This is a genomic window from Litchfieldella rifensis (assembly GCF_042646605.1).
In the GTDB taxonomy this organism is placed as follows: domain Bacteria; phylum Pseudomonadota; class Gammaproteobacteria; order Pseudomonadales; family Halomonadaceae; genus Litchfieldella; species Litchfieldella rifensis.
Genome location: NZ_JBHRUG010000009.1, coordinates 105,263 through 122,673, shown reverse-complemented (window position 1 = coordinate 122,673; position 17,411 = coordinate 105,263). Strand labels below are relative to the sequence as shown.

General features: G+C 63.4%; 15 protein-coding genes. 6 read left to right on the top strand and 9 right to left on the bottom strand.

Annotation, left to right across the window (positions count from 1 at the left end):
• Positions 1–4: 4 nt before the first annotated feature.
• Together ACFOEV_RS04035 and ACFOEV_RS04030 are read right to left on the bottom strand one after the other, a co-directional pair.
• Positions 5–706: a uracil-DNA glycosylase family protein gene (locus ACFOEV_RS04035; RefSeq protein ID WP_386771850.1), complete on the bottom strand. Its 702-nt coding sequence runs from the start codon at positions 704–706 to the stop codon at positions 5–7.
• 45 nt (positions 707–751) lie between these two features.
• The gene (locus ACFOEV_RS04030; protein ID WP_386771849.1) at positions 752–1,192 is read right to left on the bottom strand and encodes a VOC family protein; all 441 of its coding nucleotides are present in this window, start codon (positions 1,190–1,192) and stop codon (positions 752–754) included.
• Between the two features lie 173 nt (positions 1,193–1,365).
• On the opposite strand from ACFOEV_RS04030, the gene ACFOEV_RS04025 reads away from it, so the two are divergent.
• Both ACFOEV_RS04025 and ACFOEV_RS04020 read left to right on the top strand, forming a co-directional pair.
• A complete protein-coding gene (locus ACFOEV_RS04025) occupies positions 1,366–1,899 on the top strand; it encodes a DNA-3-methyladenine glycosylase I (protein ID WP_386771848.1) in 534 nt (177 codons plus the stop codon).
• Positions 1,900–1,993: 94 nt separating this feature from the next.
• Entirely contained in the window at positions 1,994–3,061 is a 1,068-nt protein-coding gene (locus ACFOEV_RS04020; protein ID WP_386771847.1) for a metal-dependent hydrolase, read from the top strand.
• 76 nt (positions 3,062–3,137) lie between these two features.
• Here ACFOEV_RS04020 and ACFOEV_RS04015 read toward each other — a convergent pair whose 3' ends face one another.
• From ACFOEV_RS04015 to metE, 3 genes are all read right to left on the bottom strand, one after another.
• On the bottom strand, positions 3,138–3,755 hold the full coding sequence (locus ACFOEV_RS04015; RefSeq protein WP_386771846.1) for an FMN-dependent NADH-azoreductase: 618 nt from the start codon (positions 3,753–3,755) through the stop codon (positions 3,138–3,140).
• Positions 3,756–3,872: 117 nt separating this feature from the next.
• Entirely contained in the window at positions 3,873–4,670 is a 798-nt protein-coding gene (locus ACFOEV_RS04010) for an MliC family protein (RefSeq protein ID WP_386771845.1), read from the bottom strand.
• Positions 4,671–4,932: 262 nt separating this feature from the next.
• Entirely contained in the window at positions 4,933–7,245 is a 2,313-nt protein-coding gene (metE, locus tag ACFOEV_RS04005; protein ID WP_386771844.1) for a 5-methyltetrahydropteroyltriglutamate--homocysteine S-methyltransferase, read from the bottom strand.
• Between the two features lie 137 nt (positions 7,246–7,382).
• On the opposite strand from metE, the gene ACFOEV_RS04000 reads away from it, so the two are divergent.
• Positions 7,383–8,297 (top strand): LysR family transcriptional regulator, encoded by a 915-nt coding sequence (locus ACFOEV_RS04000; protein ID WP_386771843.1) that lies wholly within the window; start codon positions 7,383–7,385, stop codon positions 8,295–8,297.
• Between the two features lie 18 nt (positions 8,298–8,315).
• On the opposite strand, the gene ACFOEV_RS03995 is transcribed toward ACFOEV_RS04000, so the two are convergent.
• Together ACFOEV_RS03995 and ACFOEV_RS03990 are read right to left on the bottom strand one after the other, a co-directional pair.
• Positions 8,316–9,956 carry an ATP-binding protein gene (locus tag ACFOEV_RS03995; RefSeq protein ID WP_386771842.1) on the bottom strand — a complete coding sequence of 547 codons (1,641 nt, stop codon included), beginning with the start codon at positions 9,954–9,956 and terminating at the stop codon, positions 8,316–8,318.
• A complete protein-coding gene (locus tag ACFOEV_RS03990; protein WP_386771841.1) occupies positions 9,956–10,669 on the bottom strand; it encodes a winged helix-turn-helix domain-containing protein in 714 nt (237 codons plus the stop codon). Before ACFOEV_RS03990 ends, ACFOEV_RS03995 begins: the two co-directional genes overlap by 1 nt.
• A 511-nt stretch (positions 10,670–11,180) precedes the next feature.
• Between ACFOEV_RS03990 and ACFOEV_RS03985 the strand changes: the two genes are divergently transcribed.
• The 3 genes from ACFOEV_RS03985 (at position 11,181) to ACFOEV_RS03975 (ending at position 16,046) form a co-directional block, all read left to right on the top strand.
• Positions 11,181–14,087, top strand: a complete 2,907-nt coding sequence (locus tag ACFOEV_RS03985; protein WP_386771839.1) for a ribonucleoside-diphosphate reductase subunit alpha — start codon at positions 11,181–11,183, stop codon at positions 14,085–14,087.
• Positions 14,088–14,199: 112 nt separating this feature from the next.
• Entirely contained in the window at positions 14,200–15,456 is a 1,257-nt protein-coding gene (locus ACFOEV_RS03980; protein WP_386771837.1) for a ribonucleotide-diphosphate reductase subunit beta, read from the top strand.
• A gap of 272 nt (positions 15,457–15,728) precedes the next feature.
• Positions 15,729–16,046 (top strand): hypothetical protein, encoded by a 318-nt coding sequence (locus ACFOEV_RS03975; protein WP_386771835.1) that lies wholly within the window; start codon positions 15,729–15,731, stop codon positions 16,044–16,046.
• 77 nt (positions 16,047–16,123) lie between these two features.
• Here the strand turns inward: ACFOEV_RS03975 and ACFOEV_RS03970 are convergent, their stop codons facing one another.
• Both ACFOEV_RS03970 and ACFOEV_RS03965 read right to left on the bottom strand, forming a co-directional pair.
• A complete protein-coding gene (locus ACFOEV_RS03970) occupies positions 16,124–16,735 on the bottom strand; it encodes a rhomboid family intramembrane serine protease (RefSeq protein WP_386771833.1) in 612 nt (203 codons plus the stop codon).
• Between the two features lie 148 nt (positions 16,736–16,883).
• On the bottom strand, positions 16,884–17,384 hold the full coding sequence (locus ACFOEV_RS03965; protein WP_386771831.1) for an Lrp/AsnC ligand binding domain-containing protein: 501 nt from the start codon (positions 17,382–17,384) through the stop codon (positions 16,884–16,886).
• Positions 17,385–17,411 lie beyond the last annotated feature (27 nt).

The window sequence follows — 17,411 nt, the reverse complement described above, 5'->3', positions numbered from 1 at the left end:
CCCGCTAGGCACCGCTGTGGCGGGCCAGCATGTCCGCCACACCCAACTGCTCCAGTCTCGCCTGGAGTAGTTCCGGAAAGCGTTTGAACCAGGCCTGGTTGAGTGGGGAGGGATGGGGCAGTGGCGCCAGGCGAAATGTCGCTTCGCGTCCATCCTCCAGGACCAGAGGTGTGGTATGCCGGGCATCGAAGCGATCGTCGCGGCGCCAGAAGTCTTCCAGCGCCTGACGCACCTCGCGCGGCTGGTTGATGCCAAACCACAGGAAGGCCTCACGCCCCAGCGTGATCACCTCGCGGCCCTGCCAATGCTTGACCAGTAGTGCCGCTATCAACGGCTGGAAGCGCCGCTTGGTGGTCATCGACCATGCCTTGTTGCCGACCGGCTTGTAGGGCACGGAATTGGCCCAGAAGACGTGACGCCCCACCTCTCGCGAGGCCTCGAAATCCGGAAGCGGTTCGCCATGCATGGCCAGGTACAGCCCTTCGCGCACCTTCTGCCCACCGCTGCCGATGAACGGTTCCCCCCACTTGACCTCCCGACGCCCCGGATCACGGCCGAAAAAGCCTACCGGTGCATCGCAGGGCCCCAGGCCAATGATCGGTTCGAGCGGATCCTTGTCGAACTGGCGGTAGGTAGCGAGGTCGATGCCCTCCAGCGCTTTCGCCTCACGCCGGAAGGCCTCGTGCAGCGTGTCATCCAGTGGCATGGGCTTCCCTTCCTCAGCCGATACGCTCCGCGCTCATGGTCCCGGTTACCAACTGCCGGTATTCTCCATCGAGGCCCAAGGTTCCTCGGCGGGCAATGGTTCGCCGGCCTGCAGCAGCTCGATGGAGATGCCATCGGGCGAACGCACGAACGCCATGTGCCCATCGCGCGGGGGCCGGTTGATGGTCACACCGTTGCTCTGCAGCCTGTCGCACAGGGCATAGATGTTGTTGACGCGATAGGCCAGGTGACCGAAGTTACGCCCACCGGTGTACTCTTCCGGATCCCAGTTATAGGTCAGCTCGAGCATCGGCGTACGGCTTTCGTGAGCCGAGATCTCGTCCTCCGGCGCAGCGAGAAAGACCAGCGTAAAACGCCCCTTCTCGCTATCCTTGCGATCGATCTCGACCATTCCCAGCAAGTCACAGTAGAAATACAGCGAGTCCTCGAGATCGCTGACGCGAACCATGGTGTGCAGATATTGCATGATGACGGTTCTCCTTCCTGAGCCTATTCCTGAATATAGCGCGGGAAGACTTGCGGCAACCGCATGATGATCTTGGGAGCGGGCGTCGTCATAATGGCATACTCTGTCGCAGCGAAATCCATGCATCATCATGGCAGGCTCTTGCCCGAACGCCAAACCTCGAGGAGACGCATGTGGCCGACTATTGCGATCAGGCCCCCGGCCATCCGTTCCATGGCCCCTACCACGACCGTGAATACGGTTTTCCGGTCAACGACGATGCCGTGCTGTTCGAACGCCTGATCCTGGAAATCAACCAGGCGGGACTCTCGTGGCTCACGGTCTTGAAGAAACGCGCCGCCTTTCAGGCCGCCTTCGATGGCTTCGACATCGACCGTGTCGCCACCTACGGTGGCGTCGAACGCGAACGCCTGTTAAACGATAGCGGGATCATCCGCAACCGCCTGAAAGTCGAGGCCACCATCCACAACGCCGGAATCATCAGGACACTGCAAGCGGAGCACGGCAGCTTCCATGCCTGGCTGGAGCACCATCACCCCTTGCCCCTTGACGACTGGATCAAGCTTTTCAAGCGCACCTTCCGTTTCACCGGGCCGGAAATCGTCAATGAATTCCTGATGAGTACCGGTTATCTGCCCGGGGCCCATCGCGACGATTGCCCGGTACAGGCGCGAATCCTGGCGACCGAGCCGCCGTGGGCACGCTAGCCGCTCGCCCACGGAACCCATTCCGCTCGGCGACGTCGCAATAGCTTGATATCGGGGCCACTTTACAGACGCCCGACGAGGAGGCTTCGGCACGATGGATTCTCTTACCCAGGCAGCCCTCGGTGCCGTGGTCGGTGGTACCGTGCTGGGGCGCCGGCTGGGCCGCAAGGCCGTCTTGATCGGGGCGGTCCTGGGCACGCTACCCGACGCCGATGTGGCGCTCGATTACGGCAACGCCATCGCCGACTACACGGAGCATCGCGGCTTCAGCCATTCGCTGTTCGTGCTCGGAGGGCTCGCCACCCTGCTCGCCTGGCTCTGTACACGCTTCGCGCCGGCACGCGACATATCCTTGCGTCACTGGTGGCTGTTCTTCGGCTTGTGCCTCATGACCCATCCGCTGCTGGATGCCCTGACCACCTACGGCACCCAGCTCTGGTGGCCACTGGGCGCTCGCCCCAGTGCCTGGCCGGTGATATTCATCATCGACCCGCTGTATACCCTGCTGCTGCTGGTCAGTATCCTGGTAGCGCTGGTCACCGGGCACGGTCGACGCGCACCGGCCTGGGGCCTGGCGCTGTCCAGCGCTTACCTGATCTTTGCCATGGGAGCCAAGGCCATCGTCGAGACCCGTCTCGCCCCGGTGCTTGCAGAACATGACCTGAAAAATGCACCACGCCTGGTGCAACCCACCCCCTTCAATACCATGCTGTGGCGGGTCACCATCATCGACGGCGATACCCACCACGAGGCATTGATCGGGTTGTTCGACGGTACCACGTCGCCGATGCTGGAAACCTTTTCCCGCGGTGCCGAACTCGAGGACGATGCCCTGGCTTTGTCCAGCGGAGCCCGACTCGACTGGTTCGCCGGCCCCTTCCTGCGCTACGAGATACGACGCCTCGATGGCGTACCGACCCTGGTTGCCACCGACCTGCGCCTGGGCTTTCCCGGTTTCCATCCCTTCCGCTTCGCCTTGGCACAAGTCGCTCCCGATGGCGACTGGCAGGCCATCCCTCCGTGGCAACTGGACACCCCGACGACGCGACAGCGTGAGGCCCTGGCCAGGCTAGGGCAACGCATTCTCGGCCCCGAACCGGTGCTGTGCACCAGTGACTTCGTCGCCGAACGGTGGCTGATCGCCAAGCCTGACGCCTGCTGATCGCTCCCCCGCTGACCGATAACGACAAGGGGCGGCCATCGCTGGCCACCCCTGACATCGAACAGGCAATCGAGCGTTACAGGCGCTCGATCAGCCCCCCGATGGCCTGCCGCGCTTCCTGCAAGGCGCGCTCACGATGATCGCCTCCCATTGCCAGCCCCTCGGCAAAGACCACATCCACCTCGGTGACTCCGATCAGGCCCAGCATGGCCTTGAGATGGGGCGTCTGGGAATCCAGCGCGGTGCCGGCATACTGCCCGCCACGGGCCGCCAGGATTACCGCCCGCTTGCCTTCGACCAACCCTTGAGGACCCGCCTCGGTATAGCGGAACGTCTCGCCGGCACGTAAGATGCGATCGAACCAAGCCTTGAGTTGCGAAGGAATGCCCAGGTTGTAGAGCGGTACCGCCAGCACCAGCACATCGTGGGCCCGCAGTTCCTCGATCAACGCCTCGGAACGGGTAGCCAGTTGGCGTTGCTCATCATTGCGGGCCGTAGGCTCGACTTGCCAGCTGGCCAGCTCCTCGGCCCCCAGGTGCGGCAGGTCCAGGGCCACCAGGTCGCGTTCGGTGACCTGGATATCGCCGCGCGAGGCAGCCAGCGTCTTGAAATGTTCGGCCAGCGCCAGGGACTGACCATGAGAGCCGAGAATGGACGAGGTAACGACAAGCGCCTTGGTAGTGGAAGCGGTCATGATGTTCTCCTTCGAGAAGTCGGGTTAATCACCATGACCGTCATGATAGATGCGATTTTTCAAACAAAAAGCGCAAAAAACCGCGTCAATCATTCGATAAAAACGAATACAAGGGTATTAGGGCGCAATGCCTTGCCCACATCCCCGATACCTCTGCCCGTCAATGTCCAGCATCACCCGTACCGGGAAGGGCTGGCCGCTCATGTCATCGAAACAGGCGCGCGCCTCCAGTTCCAGACGGAACGGCTGATCTTCCCGGCCACTGGCCAGGGTGACTCGGCCGTTCTCGTTGTCCATTTCGGTGACGCGATAGGGCAACTCCAGCTCACGCTCGCCATAGTCGAGCAACATGGTCACCTGCGGCGCATCGTGAGCCAGGTTGATCACCCAGCCCGGTTCGTTGCCACGCCCGTGGAACATGACTCCGGGCCGCTCCTCGCGGGTCATCGCCTGGCGAGCCACGTCCTGCTTGCACTCCAGACGCCCGTTGTCGCTCTCGACCCGCGCCTCGTCGCCCTTGTTCCAGAAGCTCAGGTCACCCTGTACGTAGCGGGCACCACTGGCGACGACGGCCGGCGCGAGACGGTAGGCGCCATGCGACGACCACAAGCGCAGCTCGCTACCGGGGAAGGCCGACACCAGATCCTGTGCCGGCGTGCAGCGCCAGGCCACGAACCGCTCGGCACCGCCGGCGAAGAAGGTCGACGGCATCAGGGGGGCCGGCTCGTCGAGCCCCTCGTCGGCGTCGGTATCACCGCCTTGCTGGCGGGCAATGGCCGTGGCTGCGGCGCTGTCGACCACGGCGGGCTTGGGGTCCGGCCGCGACGACGGAGGCGTGGCGCACCCCGCCAGCACCAGGCCGGCACCCAGTAGAAGCGGCAGGAAGCGAGAAGGAGAAATGACCGCTGACGACATCTTGGCTCCTTGCGAGACGATGGTGACAGGCATCCAATATAAGAAGTCCCTTGAGGTTCCAAGCATAACAGGCGCCGAGGCGAAATGCCCCGGCGCCTGTCGTCCAGCACGAGATCGTGAACACCTCACGTTATCGTCAGCCTACTGTTTGCCTGCCTTCAAACGCCATGGCTTCGTTCCGCCTACCGTCGGAACGCCGCCCGGGCTGAAGCCGCCCCTACGGCCCTCGCGGGACGCTCCGGCCTTGTGGGTAGCACTTGGCTCAGCCGTGGCGACGGCGCAGCTCCTTGGCGGCTTCCACCATATTCGCCAGCGCCGGCTCGACCTCGGCCCAGCCGCGAGTCTTGAGACCGCAATCCGGGTTGACCCACAGCCGCTTCAGGGGGATGCGCTCGGCGGCCTTCTCCATCAGCCGAACCATCCACTCGACCTCGGGAATGTTCGGCGAGTGGATATCGTAGACTCCCGGACCGATCTCGTTGGGATAGGCGAAGTCCTGGAAGGCATCGAGCAGCTCCATGTCCGAGCGCGAGGTCTCGATGGTGATCACGTCGGCATCCAGCGCGGCGATCGAGGCGATGATGTCGTTGAACTCCGAGTAGCACATATGGGTGTGGATCTGGGTTTCGTCGCGAGCCACCGCCGCTGCCAGCTTGAAGCATTCCACCGCCCAGTCGAGATACGCCTGCCACTGGCCATGGCGCAACGGTAGCCCCTCGCGCAGTGCCGGCTCGTCGATCTGGATGGCCTGGATACCGGCGGCCTCGAGATCGGCCACCTCGTCGCGCAGTGCCAGGGCGATCTGGCGACAAGTGGTGGCACGCGGCTGGTCGTCGCGCACGAACGACCACTGCAGGATGGTTACCGGGCCGGTGAGCATACCCTTCATCGGCTTGTCGGTCAGCGACTGGGCATAGGTGCTCCAGCGCACCGTCATCGCCGCGGGCCGGCTGACGTCACCGAAAATCACCGGCGGCTTGACGCAGCGCGAGCCGTAGCTCTGCACCCAGCCAAACTCGGTGAAGGCAAAACCGTCGAGCAATTCGCCGAAGTACTCGACCATGTCGTTGCGTTCCGGCTCACCGTGTACCGGCATATCCAGCCCCAGGGCCTCCTGACGCGCCACGGCAAAGGCGATTTCCTCGCACATCTTCGCTTCGTAGGCGTCCTGGCTCAGCTCGCCGGTCTTGAAGGCACGCCTTGCCGCACGGATGTCCGCCGTCTGGGGGAAGGAGCCGATGGTGGTGGTCGGAAACAGCGGCAGGTCCAGCTTGCGCCGCTGCACCGTGGCTCGTGGCGCATAGGGACTCGCACGTTCGGTATCGCCAGGCGTGATGGCACCCAAGCGCTCGGCGACGGCAGGCTTGTGAATGCGCGTCGACCGGCGACGGGCGCTCAGGGCGGCAGTGGCCGCTTCCAGGCGTGCCTGGTCGTCCGGGGTGGCTCGCTTGTCGAGCAGCCGCGACAGGGAGACCACCTCATCGAGCTTCTGCCGGGCGAAGGCCAGCCAGCTTCTGAGCTCGGTATCGAGCTTGGTTTCGCTGTCGAGATCGACCGGGACATGCAGCAGCGAGCAGCTCGGTGCCAACCACAGCCGCTCGCCAAGCCGTGCCTTGGCCTCGGCCAGCGACTCATGCAGCGCGGCCAGATCGGCACGCCAGATGTTACGGCCGTCGATGGCCCCCACCGACAGCACCTTGTAGGCCGGCAGGCGATCGATCACCGCGGCGAGCTGTTCCGGGGCACGCACCGCATCGATATGCAAGCCATCCACCGGTAGGCTCGTTGCGAGTTGCAGGTTGTCGCCGAGCGTCCCGAAGTAGGTGGTCAGCAACAGCTTGACCGGTGCCGACTGCAGCTTGTTATAGGTGGCCTCGAATGCCTGTTGCCACTGCGGTGGCAAATCCTGGACCAGGGCCGGCTCGTCGAGCTGTACCCATTCCACTCCCTGATCGGCCAGACGGGTGAGGATTTCACCATAGACCGGCAACACGGCATCCAGCAGCTCGAGGCGTTCGGCGTCATCGCCGCGCGCTCCATCCCCCTTGACCTTGCCCAACCACAACCAGGTCAAGGGCCCCAGCAATACCACCTTGACCGGGTGGCCGGCGACCTTGGCCTCGTCCACTTCCTGGAACAGCCTGTCGGAGGCCAGCCGGAAGGTCTGGCCGGCATGCAGCTCGGGGACCAGGTAGTGGTAGTTGGTATCGAAGTACTTGGTCATCTCGCAGGCGGCCGCCGGCTGGCCGCTGGGAGCGCGACCGCGGGCCATGCGGAAGGTCGTGTCCAGGTCCACCTCGCCATCCGCCTGACTATCGAAGTGTCCAAAGCGCGACGGCACCGCGCCCAGCAGCACCGAGACGTTGAGTACCTGATCGTAGAAGGCGAAGTCGCCCACCGTCACCAGATCGAGGCCGGCATCGCGTTGTGCCTGCCAGTGACGTGCACGCAGTTCCGCACCGACGGCTTCCAGGGCGTGCTGGTCGATCTCGCCCTTCCAATACGCCTCGGTGGCCTTCTTCAATTCCCGTTTCGCGCCGATACGCGGATATCCGAGGGTATGTGCCAGTGTCATGATTGCTATCTTCCCGTCATTGCTCGATAAACTGAGTGGCTAATCGCCATCCTCAACGATACAGACAGTCTCGCTGGCCATTAGGAGTGAATCAAACTAAATTGGTTAATCATCAACATGAAAAGAACTCATTCAATATGCTCGAGCTACGCCACCTCCGCACATTGATTGCCTTGCGCGACGCCGGTTCCCTGGTCGAGGCCGCCGAGCGCGTCCACCTGACCCAATCGGCGCTGTCGCATCAGATCAAGGATCTCGAGGAACGCCTGGGCAGCCCGCTGTTCCTGCGCAAGTCGCGTCCCGTGGAGTTCACCCGCGCCGGTCAGCGTCTGCTGACCCTCGCCGAGCAGGTGCTGCCTCAGGTGCGCATGGCCGAGCGTGATCTGGCCCGCCTGGCCGGTAATGAGCAGGGCCGACTGCACATGGCGATCGAATGCCATAGCTGCTTCCAGTGGCTGATGCCGACCATCGATCACTTCCGCAACCACTGGCCCGAGGTCGAAGTGGATATCCCCAGTGGCCACAACTTCGATCCGCTGCCGGCCCTGGCTCGCGAACAGCTCGATCTGGTGATCACCGCCGATCCCCAGCCGCTGCCCGGCATACACTACGAACCGCTGTTTCGCTACGAGGGACTGCTGGCAGTGGCCAAGCAGCATCGCCTGGCCAGTCGCCCCTGGATCACCCCCTCGGACCTGGCCGAGGAAACCCTGATCACCTATCCGGTGGAACACTCGCGCCTGGATGTGTTCAGCCAGTTCCTCGACCCGGCCGGCATCCGCCCCAAGGAAGTCCGCACCGCCGAGCTGACCATCATGATGATGCAACTCGTCGCCAGCGGCCGCGGCGTCTGTGCCTTGCCCAACTGGGCACTCACCGAGTACCTGGAGCGGGATTACGTACGCGGCGTGGCGCTGGGCGAGGAAGGCATGTGGAGTACGCTGTTCGCGGCGATCCGCGAGGACAGCCGCGAGGCACCGTGGATGGAGGACTTTCTGCGCACCGCGCGCGAGACGTCGTTCGCGGTGCTGGAGGGCATCAAACCCGCCTGAGGTATCGCCGACCTGGTGCTATTGCGAGCGCACCCTGGGGGGCGAGACCGGCAGCAACAGCGAGAAGCGTGCCCCACCGAGGGCTTCGCTGTCATCGACCATCACGCTGCCACCATGCCAAGCCATGATCTTGTGCACGATCGACAGCCCCAGCCCGTAACCACCGGAGCGCCGAGTGCGGCTGTTGTCGAGCCGGGCGAAAGGCTTGAAGATTTCCAGGCGGTCGGCCTCCGGTACGCCGGGGCCGTCGTCTTCCACGTCCAGGCGTATCGCACGCGGCTCACCATGCAGGCGAATCTGGACCCGCGTCTCGGCATGTCGGCAGGCATTGGCCACCAGGTTCTGCAGCGCCCGCTGGAGATAGCGCGGCTCGGCGACCACCTCGACCTCGTCACCGGGAACGATCGACAGTTCGAGATGGCCATGCAATGGCGCCAAGGCATCGACCACCCGTGCCGCCATGGCCCGGCAATCGACCATTTCGGTTTCCAGGACCATGCCGTGGGCCTGGTCTCCCCCCAGCTTGGCGTAGGTGAGAATCTCATCGATCAGACCGTCGAGCTCCTCGATGTCACTGTCGATACCGGACAACTGGCGACGTACCGGCTCGCTGTCGGTCATGTCCTCGACCATCTGCACGGCGAAGCGGATGCGAGCCACCGGCGTGCGCAACTCATGGGACACCGCCCGGATCATTTCCTGCTGCGCACGCAGCAGCGACTGCACCTGGGCCGCCATGCCATTGAAGGCCATTCCCAGGCGCCCCAGGAAGTCGCCGCTCTCGACCTTGACCCGCGTCTCCAGATGCCCCCCGGCGATGCGCGTCGCCGCCAGTTCCAGGCGCGCCATCCGCGCCTCCACGCCGCGTACGATCAGGTAAATGGTGGCAGCCAGCACCAGCAGCATGATCACCAGCAGCAACAACGACAGCGACAGCGGCATGGGTTCGAAAGCCTCGATGGGGCCAACCTGGACCCACTGTGGCGCCCCACTCTCGTGCGGCAACTGCAGATACAGCGAGAGCGCCCAGCTCTCGGGTAACACGCGGATGACCACCCCACCGTTGGCGAGGTGTTCGCGCTGCCCCTCATCCAACCCCTCAGGGGGAACATCGTTGAGCTCCACACCAAGTGCCGTTGCGGTCAGAACCTTCAGACGTTCCTCACGCTGATCGGGATCGACGCGCTCCAACCACTGCCTAAGCCCCTCGGCTAGCCCACGGAGCTGGCGCTCATTGAGGCTGGTCAGGACGACTTCCAGCACCCGCGGCTCGCCGGGCAGACTCTGCTGCAAGCGCCAGCCCTGCTCGTCCAGCGAGTGAATCAGCACACGCCCGGCATCCAGCCGCGAACGTTGGAAATAATTGAGAGGCAAGGACTCACGTTCATACAGGCGCAGGCCGATATCCAGCGCCGCGCTGCGCTGTTCGAGCCACGCCTCGCGCAGCGCGGCCGGCTGTTCCGCCAGTTGATTGACCAGCAACGCCATGGGAGCCTCGGCGAGCCGCTCACGATAGTGTTCGCGACGCACCTGATCGACCATGGCGAAACCGGCCAGTGCCAGGCCGAAAGTCAGCACCAGCGCCAGTGCCAGCAGGACATAGACGCGCAGGAAAGTACTGTCGGCAAGCGGGCGGGCCAGGGAACGCGGCACTGCCATCAGCCGTCCTTGACGAACAGATACCCCTTGCTGCGAACCGTCTTGATACGATGCGGCTGGTTGGGGTCGTCGCCGATCTTGGGACGAATGCGTGACACCCGCACATCGATGGAGCGATCCTGCCCGTCGTATTTGATCCCGCGCAGTTGCGAGAAGATTTCCTCGCGGGTCAGCACGCGGCCGGCATGGCTGGCCAGCAGCCACAACAGGTCGAACTCGGCGCTGGTCAGGTCGATGCGTTCACCCCCTAGCCAGGCTTCGCGAGTGGCGCTATCGATCTCCAGGTTGTTGAAGGTCAGCCGCACCTCGCCGCCGCCCTCGCCCGGGTCACTGCGGCGCATCAAGGCACGCATGCGGGCCAGCAGCACACGAGGCTGCACCGGCTTGGGCACATAGTCGTCGGCGCCCATTTCCAGTCCCAGCACCTGATCCATGTCATCGGTACGCGCCGTCAGCATCAGGATCGGACCCGCGTAATCGGGCCTCGCCCGGCGGCAGATCGACAAGCCATCCTCACCGGGCAGCATCAGATCGAGGATCACCAGATCCGGCTGCAGCTCGACGATGCGCTCGACACCTCGCGCCCCATCGGCTTCCACCGTCACCCGGAATCCATTGGCTTCCAGGTAGTCGCGGGTCAGGCTAGCCAGCCGCTCATCGTCCTCGATGATCAGTACATGATCCAAGTCGTTGCTGTCCAAGCTCTCGTCCATCCCTTTGATATCCCTTCCTGGTGGCCCCTCGTGCTCGGGCCACGCCTGTTTACGGGCGCCCTGCTCCAGGCCGTTACCCCAACCTGACAGGACCTCACTGCCAGTAACCTCCAGTAACCGCTGTCTCATTCGGCTACATCCATGTTAGCGAATGATACCCGAGGATACCTGAAATTCCGCTAGTGAATCTCATTCTCTAGCCATTCCTCGATTGCCCCCACCGCAGGCGCTGCCACGGGGCTCCACGAGGATCTGCCATTCACCCCCAGAAGAGACACAAGATACTCACAACTTATCCACTTGATGAACGGCAAATGGCACACTATCTTGTGTTCGTGACCAGAAAGACTACAAGATAGTGTGCTGCCAGCAAGCAAGGACGCCACTGTCAAATTACATTGTCAAGGCGGTAGCGAGACCAGTTTCCGCCCGGTTCCGGCCGATGTCCAGAACCCAGGCCTTCGCCCAGGCCCGCTTCGTCCATCAACCATCGCTAGGAAAACACGGCGCCATGGATACCACTCTTACTCCCGGCAAGACATCAGTGAACGTGACCGCTCCCCAGCAACTGCGGGTGATCAAGCGCAACGGCGACGTGGTCGCCTTCGATGCCAGCAAGATTGCGGTGGCCATGACCAAGGCCTTCATCGCCGTCGAGGGCGACAACGCCGGGGCTTCATCACGCATCCGCGAGTTCGTCGCCCACTCCTCCGACGCCATCTGCGAGGCGTTCCTGCGCCGCATGCCCGACGGTGGCACCCTGCATATCGAGGATATTCAGGACCAGGTCGAGCTGGCCCTGATGCGTGCCGGCGAGCAGAAGGTGGCGCGCGCTTACGTGCTCTACCGTGAGGAACATGCCCGCGCCCGTGCCGCGTCCGGCGAAGACATCGAGAAGCCGCATCCCACGCTCAACGTCACGCTGCCCGACGGCAACCGCCGCCCGTTGGATCTGGGCCGCGTCGAGACCCTGGTGTTCGATGCCTGCGAGGGCCTGGCCAATGTCGATCCGCAGAAGATCGTCGACGACTCGCTGAAGAACCTCTACGACGGCGTCTCCGTCGACGGCGTGGCCACCGCCCTGACGATGACTGCGCGCACCCTGGTCGAGAAGGACCCCAACTATACCTACGTCACCGCGCGCCTGCTGCAGGACAATCTGCGCCGCGAAGCGCTGTCGTTCCTCGGCGTGGCCGAGGAAGCCACCTTCGGCGAGATGGCCGACCTCTACAAGCCGGCCTTCAAGGCCTACATCGACAAGGGCATCGAGTTCGAGCAGCTCGACGAGCGCCTGCGCGAGTTCGACCTCGAGCGCCTCGGTGACGCCCTGGATCACACCCGTGACAACCAGTTCACCTACCTGGGCCTGCAGACCCTCTACGACCGCTACTTCATCCACCGCGACGACGTACGCTACGAGCTGCCCCAGGTGATGTTCATGCGCGTGGCCATGGGCCTGGCGCTCAACGAGAACGACCGCGAAGCACGGGCCATCGAATTCTACGAGCTGCTCTCCAGCTTCGACTACATGGCTTCCACGCCGACGCTGTTCAACTCCGGCACCCAGCGCAGCCAGCTCTCCAGCTGCTACCTGACCACCGTACCCGACGATCTGGACAGCATCTACAGCGCGATCCGCGACAACGCCATGCTCTCCAAATGGGCCGGTGGCCTGGGCAACGACTGGACCCCGGTGCGCGCGCTCGGTTCCTATATCAAGGGCACCAACGGCAAGTCCCAGGGCGTGGTCCCGTTCCTCAAGGTGGTCAACGACACCGCCGTCGCCGTCAACCAGGGTGGCAAGCGCAAGGGCGCGGTGTGCTCGTACCTCGAGACCTGGCACCTCGACGTCGAGGAATTCCTCGAGCTGCGCAAGAACACCGGCGACGACCGCCGCCGCACCCACGACATGAACACCGCCAACTGGGTACCGGACCTGTTCATGAAGCGGGTGTTCGACGATAAGGAATGGACCCTGTTCTCGCCGTCCACCTGCCCGGATCTCCATGACCTGTACGGTGCGGCCTTCGAGAAGCGTTATCAGGAATATGAGGAGATGACCCGCAATGGCCAGCTCAAGCTGTTCAAGCGGGTCAAGGCCAAGGATCTGTGGCGCAAGATGCTGTCGATGCTGTTCGAGACCGGCCACCCCTGGATCACCTTCAAGGACCCGTGCAACCTGCGCAGCCCGCAACAGCACGCCGGTGTGGTGCATTCCTCGAACCTGTGCACCGAAATCACGCTGAACACCAGCGTCGACGAGATCGCGGTATGCAACCTCGGCTCGGTCAACCTGGCGCAGCACGTGGTCGACGGCAAGCTCGACGGCGACAAGCTGAGAAAGACCGTGCGTACCGCCGTGCGCATGCTCGACAACGTCATCGATATCAACTACTACGCGGTGGACCAGGCGCGCAATTCCAACTTCAAGCACCGCCCGGTGGGGCTAGGCATCATGGGCTTCCAGGACGCTCTCTACGCCCACGGCATCGCCTATGCCAGCCACGAGGCGGTGAAATTCGCCGACCGCTCCATGGAGCTGGTCAGCTACCACGCCATCGAGGCCTCCAGCGACCTGGCGGCCGAACGCGGCCAGTACCGGAGCTACGAAGGCTCGCTGTGGAGCCGTGGCATCCTGCCCATCGACTCCATCGAGAAGCTGGTGCAGGAACGCGGCGAGAAGTACATCGAGGTCGACACCTCGACCACCCAGGACTGGGATAGTCTTCGCGGCAAGGTCGCCGAACAGGGCATGCGCAACTCCAACGTGATGGCGATCGCCCCGACGGCGACGATCTCCAACATCTGTGGCGTCTCGCAGTCCATCGAGCCGACCTACCAGAACCTCTACGTGAAGTCGAACCTGTCCGGCGAATTCACCGTGGTCAACGCCTACATGGTCAACGACCTCAAGGAACGCGGCCTGTGGGACGAGGTGATGATCAACGACCTCAAGTATTACGACGGCAGCGTGCAGCCCATCGATCGCGTCCCCGAGGACCTCAAGGCCAAGTACGCCACCGCCTTCGAGGTCGAGCCCAAGTGGCTGGTCGAGGCCGCCTCGCGGCGCCAGAAGTGGATCGACCAGGCTCAGTCGCTGAACCTCTACATCAAGGGCGTGTCGGGCAAGAAGCTCGATGTGACCTATCGCATGGCCTGGTTCCGTGGCCTCAAGACCACCTATTACCTGCGTGCCCTGGGCGCCACCTCGGTGGAAAAATCCACCGTCGAGCGCGGCAACCTGAATGCCGTGGGCAACGCCGGCGCGCCCAGTGCCCAGCCGGCGCCGGGCGCCGAGACCGCACCTCAGGCCAACAACGAACCACGTGGCATCGAGGACTTCCTGCAGGGCAAGGGTGGCCAGCGCGCCCCGTCGGCCGGGGAGATCGATGACCTGGGCTGCGAGGCCTGCCAGTAACGCCAGCTGCGAGCGACGAGCAGCGAGCCACGGGCGCACCGAAGCTCGAAGCTCGAAGCTCGAAGCTCGAAGCTCGAAGAGTATAGCCACCAGCGAAAGAACAGGACGACTCATGCTTAACTGGGAAGAGTTTCACGAAGACGAGACTGCGGTAGCCACTAGCGCGGCGAAGACGCCCGAGCCCGCCCCCCAACCGGCCGCCCAGGCCGATGAAGTCGAGCACGTGGCGGAAAGCCAGGGACACTACCAAAGCCAGTACCGCCCGGCAGATACCGAGCGCCTGGCTCGCGCCCGGCAATCCCTGGAGGAGCTCGACGTGGCCGCCGGCCTGGAAGAGCTCGAGATGGGTGCCGCGCGCATCGAGGTCGACGACAAGCGCATGATCAATGCGCGTGCCGACCTCAACCAGTTGGTGCCCTTCAAGTACGAATGGGCGTGGCAGAAGTACCTGGACGGCACCGCCAACCACTGGATGCCCCAGGAAGTGAACATGAACGCCGATATCGCGCTGTGGAAGAGCCAGGACGGCCTGACCCCGGACGAACGGCTCATCGTCGAGCGCTCGCTGGGCTACTTCTCCACCGCCGACTCGCTGGTGGCCAACAACCTGGTGCTCGCGGTCTACCGCCTGATCACCAACCCCGAATGCCGCCAGTACCTGCTGCGCCAGGCCTTCGAGGAAGCCATCCACACCCACGCCTACCAGTACTGCGTGGAATCGCTGGGCATGGACGAAGGCGAAGTCTTCAACATGTACCGCGAGGTGCCCTCGGTGGCCGCCAAGTCCGCCTGGAGCCTCAAGCACACCCAGTCGCTGGCACGCCCGGACTTCCATACCGGCACCCCGGAGACCGACCAGGAACTGCTGCGCAACCTGGTGGCCTTCTACTGCGTCACCGAAGGCATCTTCTTCTACTGCGGCTTCAGCCAGATCCTCTCCATGGGCCGGCGCAACAAGATGACCGGCGTCGCCGAGCAGTTCCAGTACATCCTGCGCGACGAGTCCATGCACCTGAACTTCGGCATCGACATGATCAACCAGATCAAGATCGAGAATCCCAACCTGTGGACACCGGAGTTCCAGGACGAAGTGACCCAGATGATCCTCGAAGGCACCGAGCTCGAGATCGCCTATGCACGCGATACCATGCCGCGTGGCGTCCTGGGCATGAACGCCGCCATCATGGAAGAGTACCTGCACTTCATCTGCAACCGCCGCCTGGCCCAGATCGGCCTCAAGGAACAATTCCCCGGCGCGCAGAACCCCTTCCCGTGGATGAGCGAGATCATCGACCTGCGCAAGGAGAAGAACTTCTTCGAGACCCGCGTCACCGAATATCAGGTCGGCGGCGCGCTGAGCTGGGATTGACCGTGGCCAGCAAGAGGAAGATCCTGAATTAGCAAGCACGGAGGAAGTGATATGACGGAATCGAAAAGTGTCATCAAACGCGTCTACGTGCCCACGCACGTTCGCGATCTTCCCAACGGGGAAAAGGTCAAGATCCCCGGCCACTACAAGGCTCCTTCGAGTTGATATGGCGACGCCCCACCCGGCAACGGATGGGGCGTTTTTCATGACCCTGGCAGCGCCCACCGCCCGGGCGAGGCCTCTCTTCAGACGCACCAACCGAGGGCAATCCGATGCATGCAACCCATGAAAGCAGCACACATCGCGACACCCAGGCGTGGCAATCGGCCTTGGACCTCGCCCTGGCGGCCCATGACGACGTGGTCGCCCTGGCCCACTACTCCCATGTGGCCAACGCCTTCCCCTCCTCGTCTCCCAACCCCCACACCCGGGAACACCCCCTGCTCGACTATCGCAAGCTGAAGGCTTGGGCGATTCATCGGGGCTGGTACGTGCGACCGGCACCGGAGCGGGCCTCCCAAGAGGAGAAGTACCGCCCGCCGGTTCGCTTCAGCCGTCAGTCGCGCGGCATGAACCTGCACACACATTGACCCATGACGCCACCGCCGCGCGGCCCTCGTGCGCGCGGCGGTGGCGCGACCGAGCCTGAAGTCAGCGATCATCTCCCTTATCGGGAGGGCGGTGGGCGCTGTCGCCAGGAGAGTATCAGGATCAGGCCGAACAGCATGCCGGCGAGATGAGCGAAATGGGCTACCCCCTGGCGAGTCCCAGCGATCCCGGACCAGAGCTCGACCAGGCCGATGACGATCACGAAGTACTTGGCCTTCATCGGGATCGGCGGGATCAGCAAGAGGATGTACTGGTTGGGGTAGCGCATGCCAAAGGCCAGCAACAGCGCGTAGACGCCCCCCGAGGCCCCCACCGTGGGGGCGAACTGTCCCGCCGAGACCACCAGTAGCTGCACCGCCCCCGCGCCCAGCACGCAGAGGAAATAGTAGAGGGCGAAGCGCTGCGTGCCCCAGGCGCGCTCGAGGGGGCTACCGAACATCCACAGCACGAACATGTTGATGAACAAGTGGAAGACACTGCCGTGCAGGAAGGCATAGCTCAGCAGTTGCCAGAGCCGGAACTCCCCCACCGGCATGTTGGCGGGCAAGGAGGCCCCCTCCGAGCCCCCCAGAGGCCAGAGCGCGAAATGGAAGAACATCAGGCGTGGCATGGCGAGCTCGACCAGGAAGATCAAGCCATTGAGGACCAGCAGCAGGGTGACCAGGGACATACCGCCTCGGCCACCCAGGCCCGATCCTTCGAATCCCCGTCGCATCCGTTCCAGCCCTCCCGATGACGTTCCCTTTCTCAAGGTGGACGGCGACAGGGCCGCGGCGCAACCACCATTTTGGCGTTAGCGCCCGCCGGGTACTCGTGAGCTATTCCGGCCAGGTGGCGTGATCGATGGGAACCGGCACCGTCACTTCGTCTTTCACGAGCTCCATCACGACGAAGGAGTGCGTCTGGTGGACATTCGGCAGCCTGCCGATCTGTTGACCCAGCACCGCACGATAATGCGAGATGTCGTGGGTTCTCACCTTCAGCATGTAATCGAAATTCCCCGCCACCATGTAGCAGCCTTGCACTTCGGGGATAAGACGCACCGCCGCATTGAATCGATCCAGGGCGTCCTCGCTCGTCTTGTCCAGTGTTACCAGCACCACCAGTACGTGGCCCGCACCGAGCTGCTCCGGGTTCAGATCGGCACGATAGCCGCGGATGAAACCGGCCTGTTCGAGTCGACGTACGCGCTGCGCGCAAGGCGTCTTGGTGAGATTCACCCGATTTGCCAATTCCACGATGGGAAGGCGCCCATGTTCCTGAAGTTGCTGCAAAATGCGGCGATCTATGCGGTCTAAGCGCTCCATCTTGTTAGCCATATTGCCTGCTTTTATTTTATTTTGAGG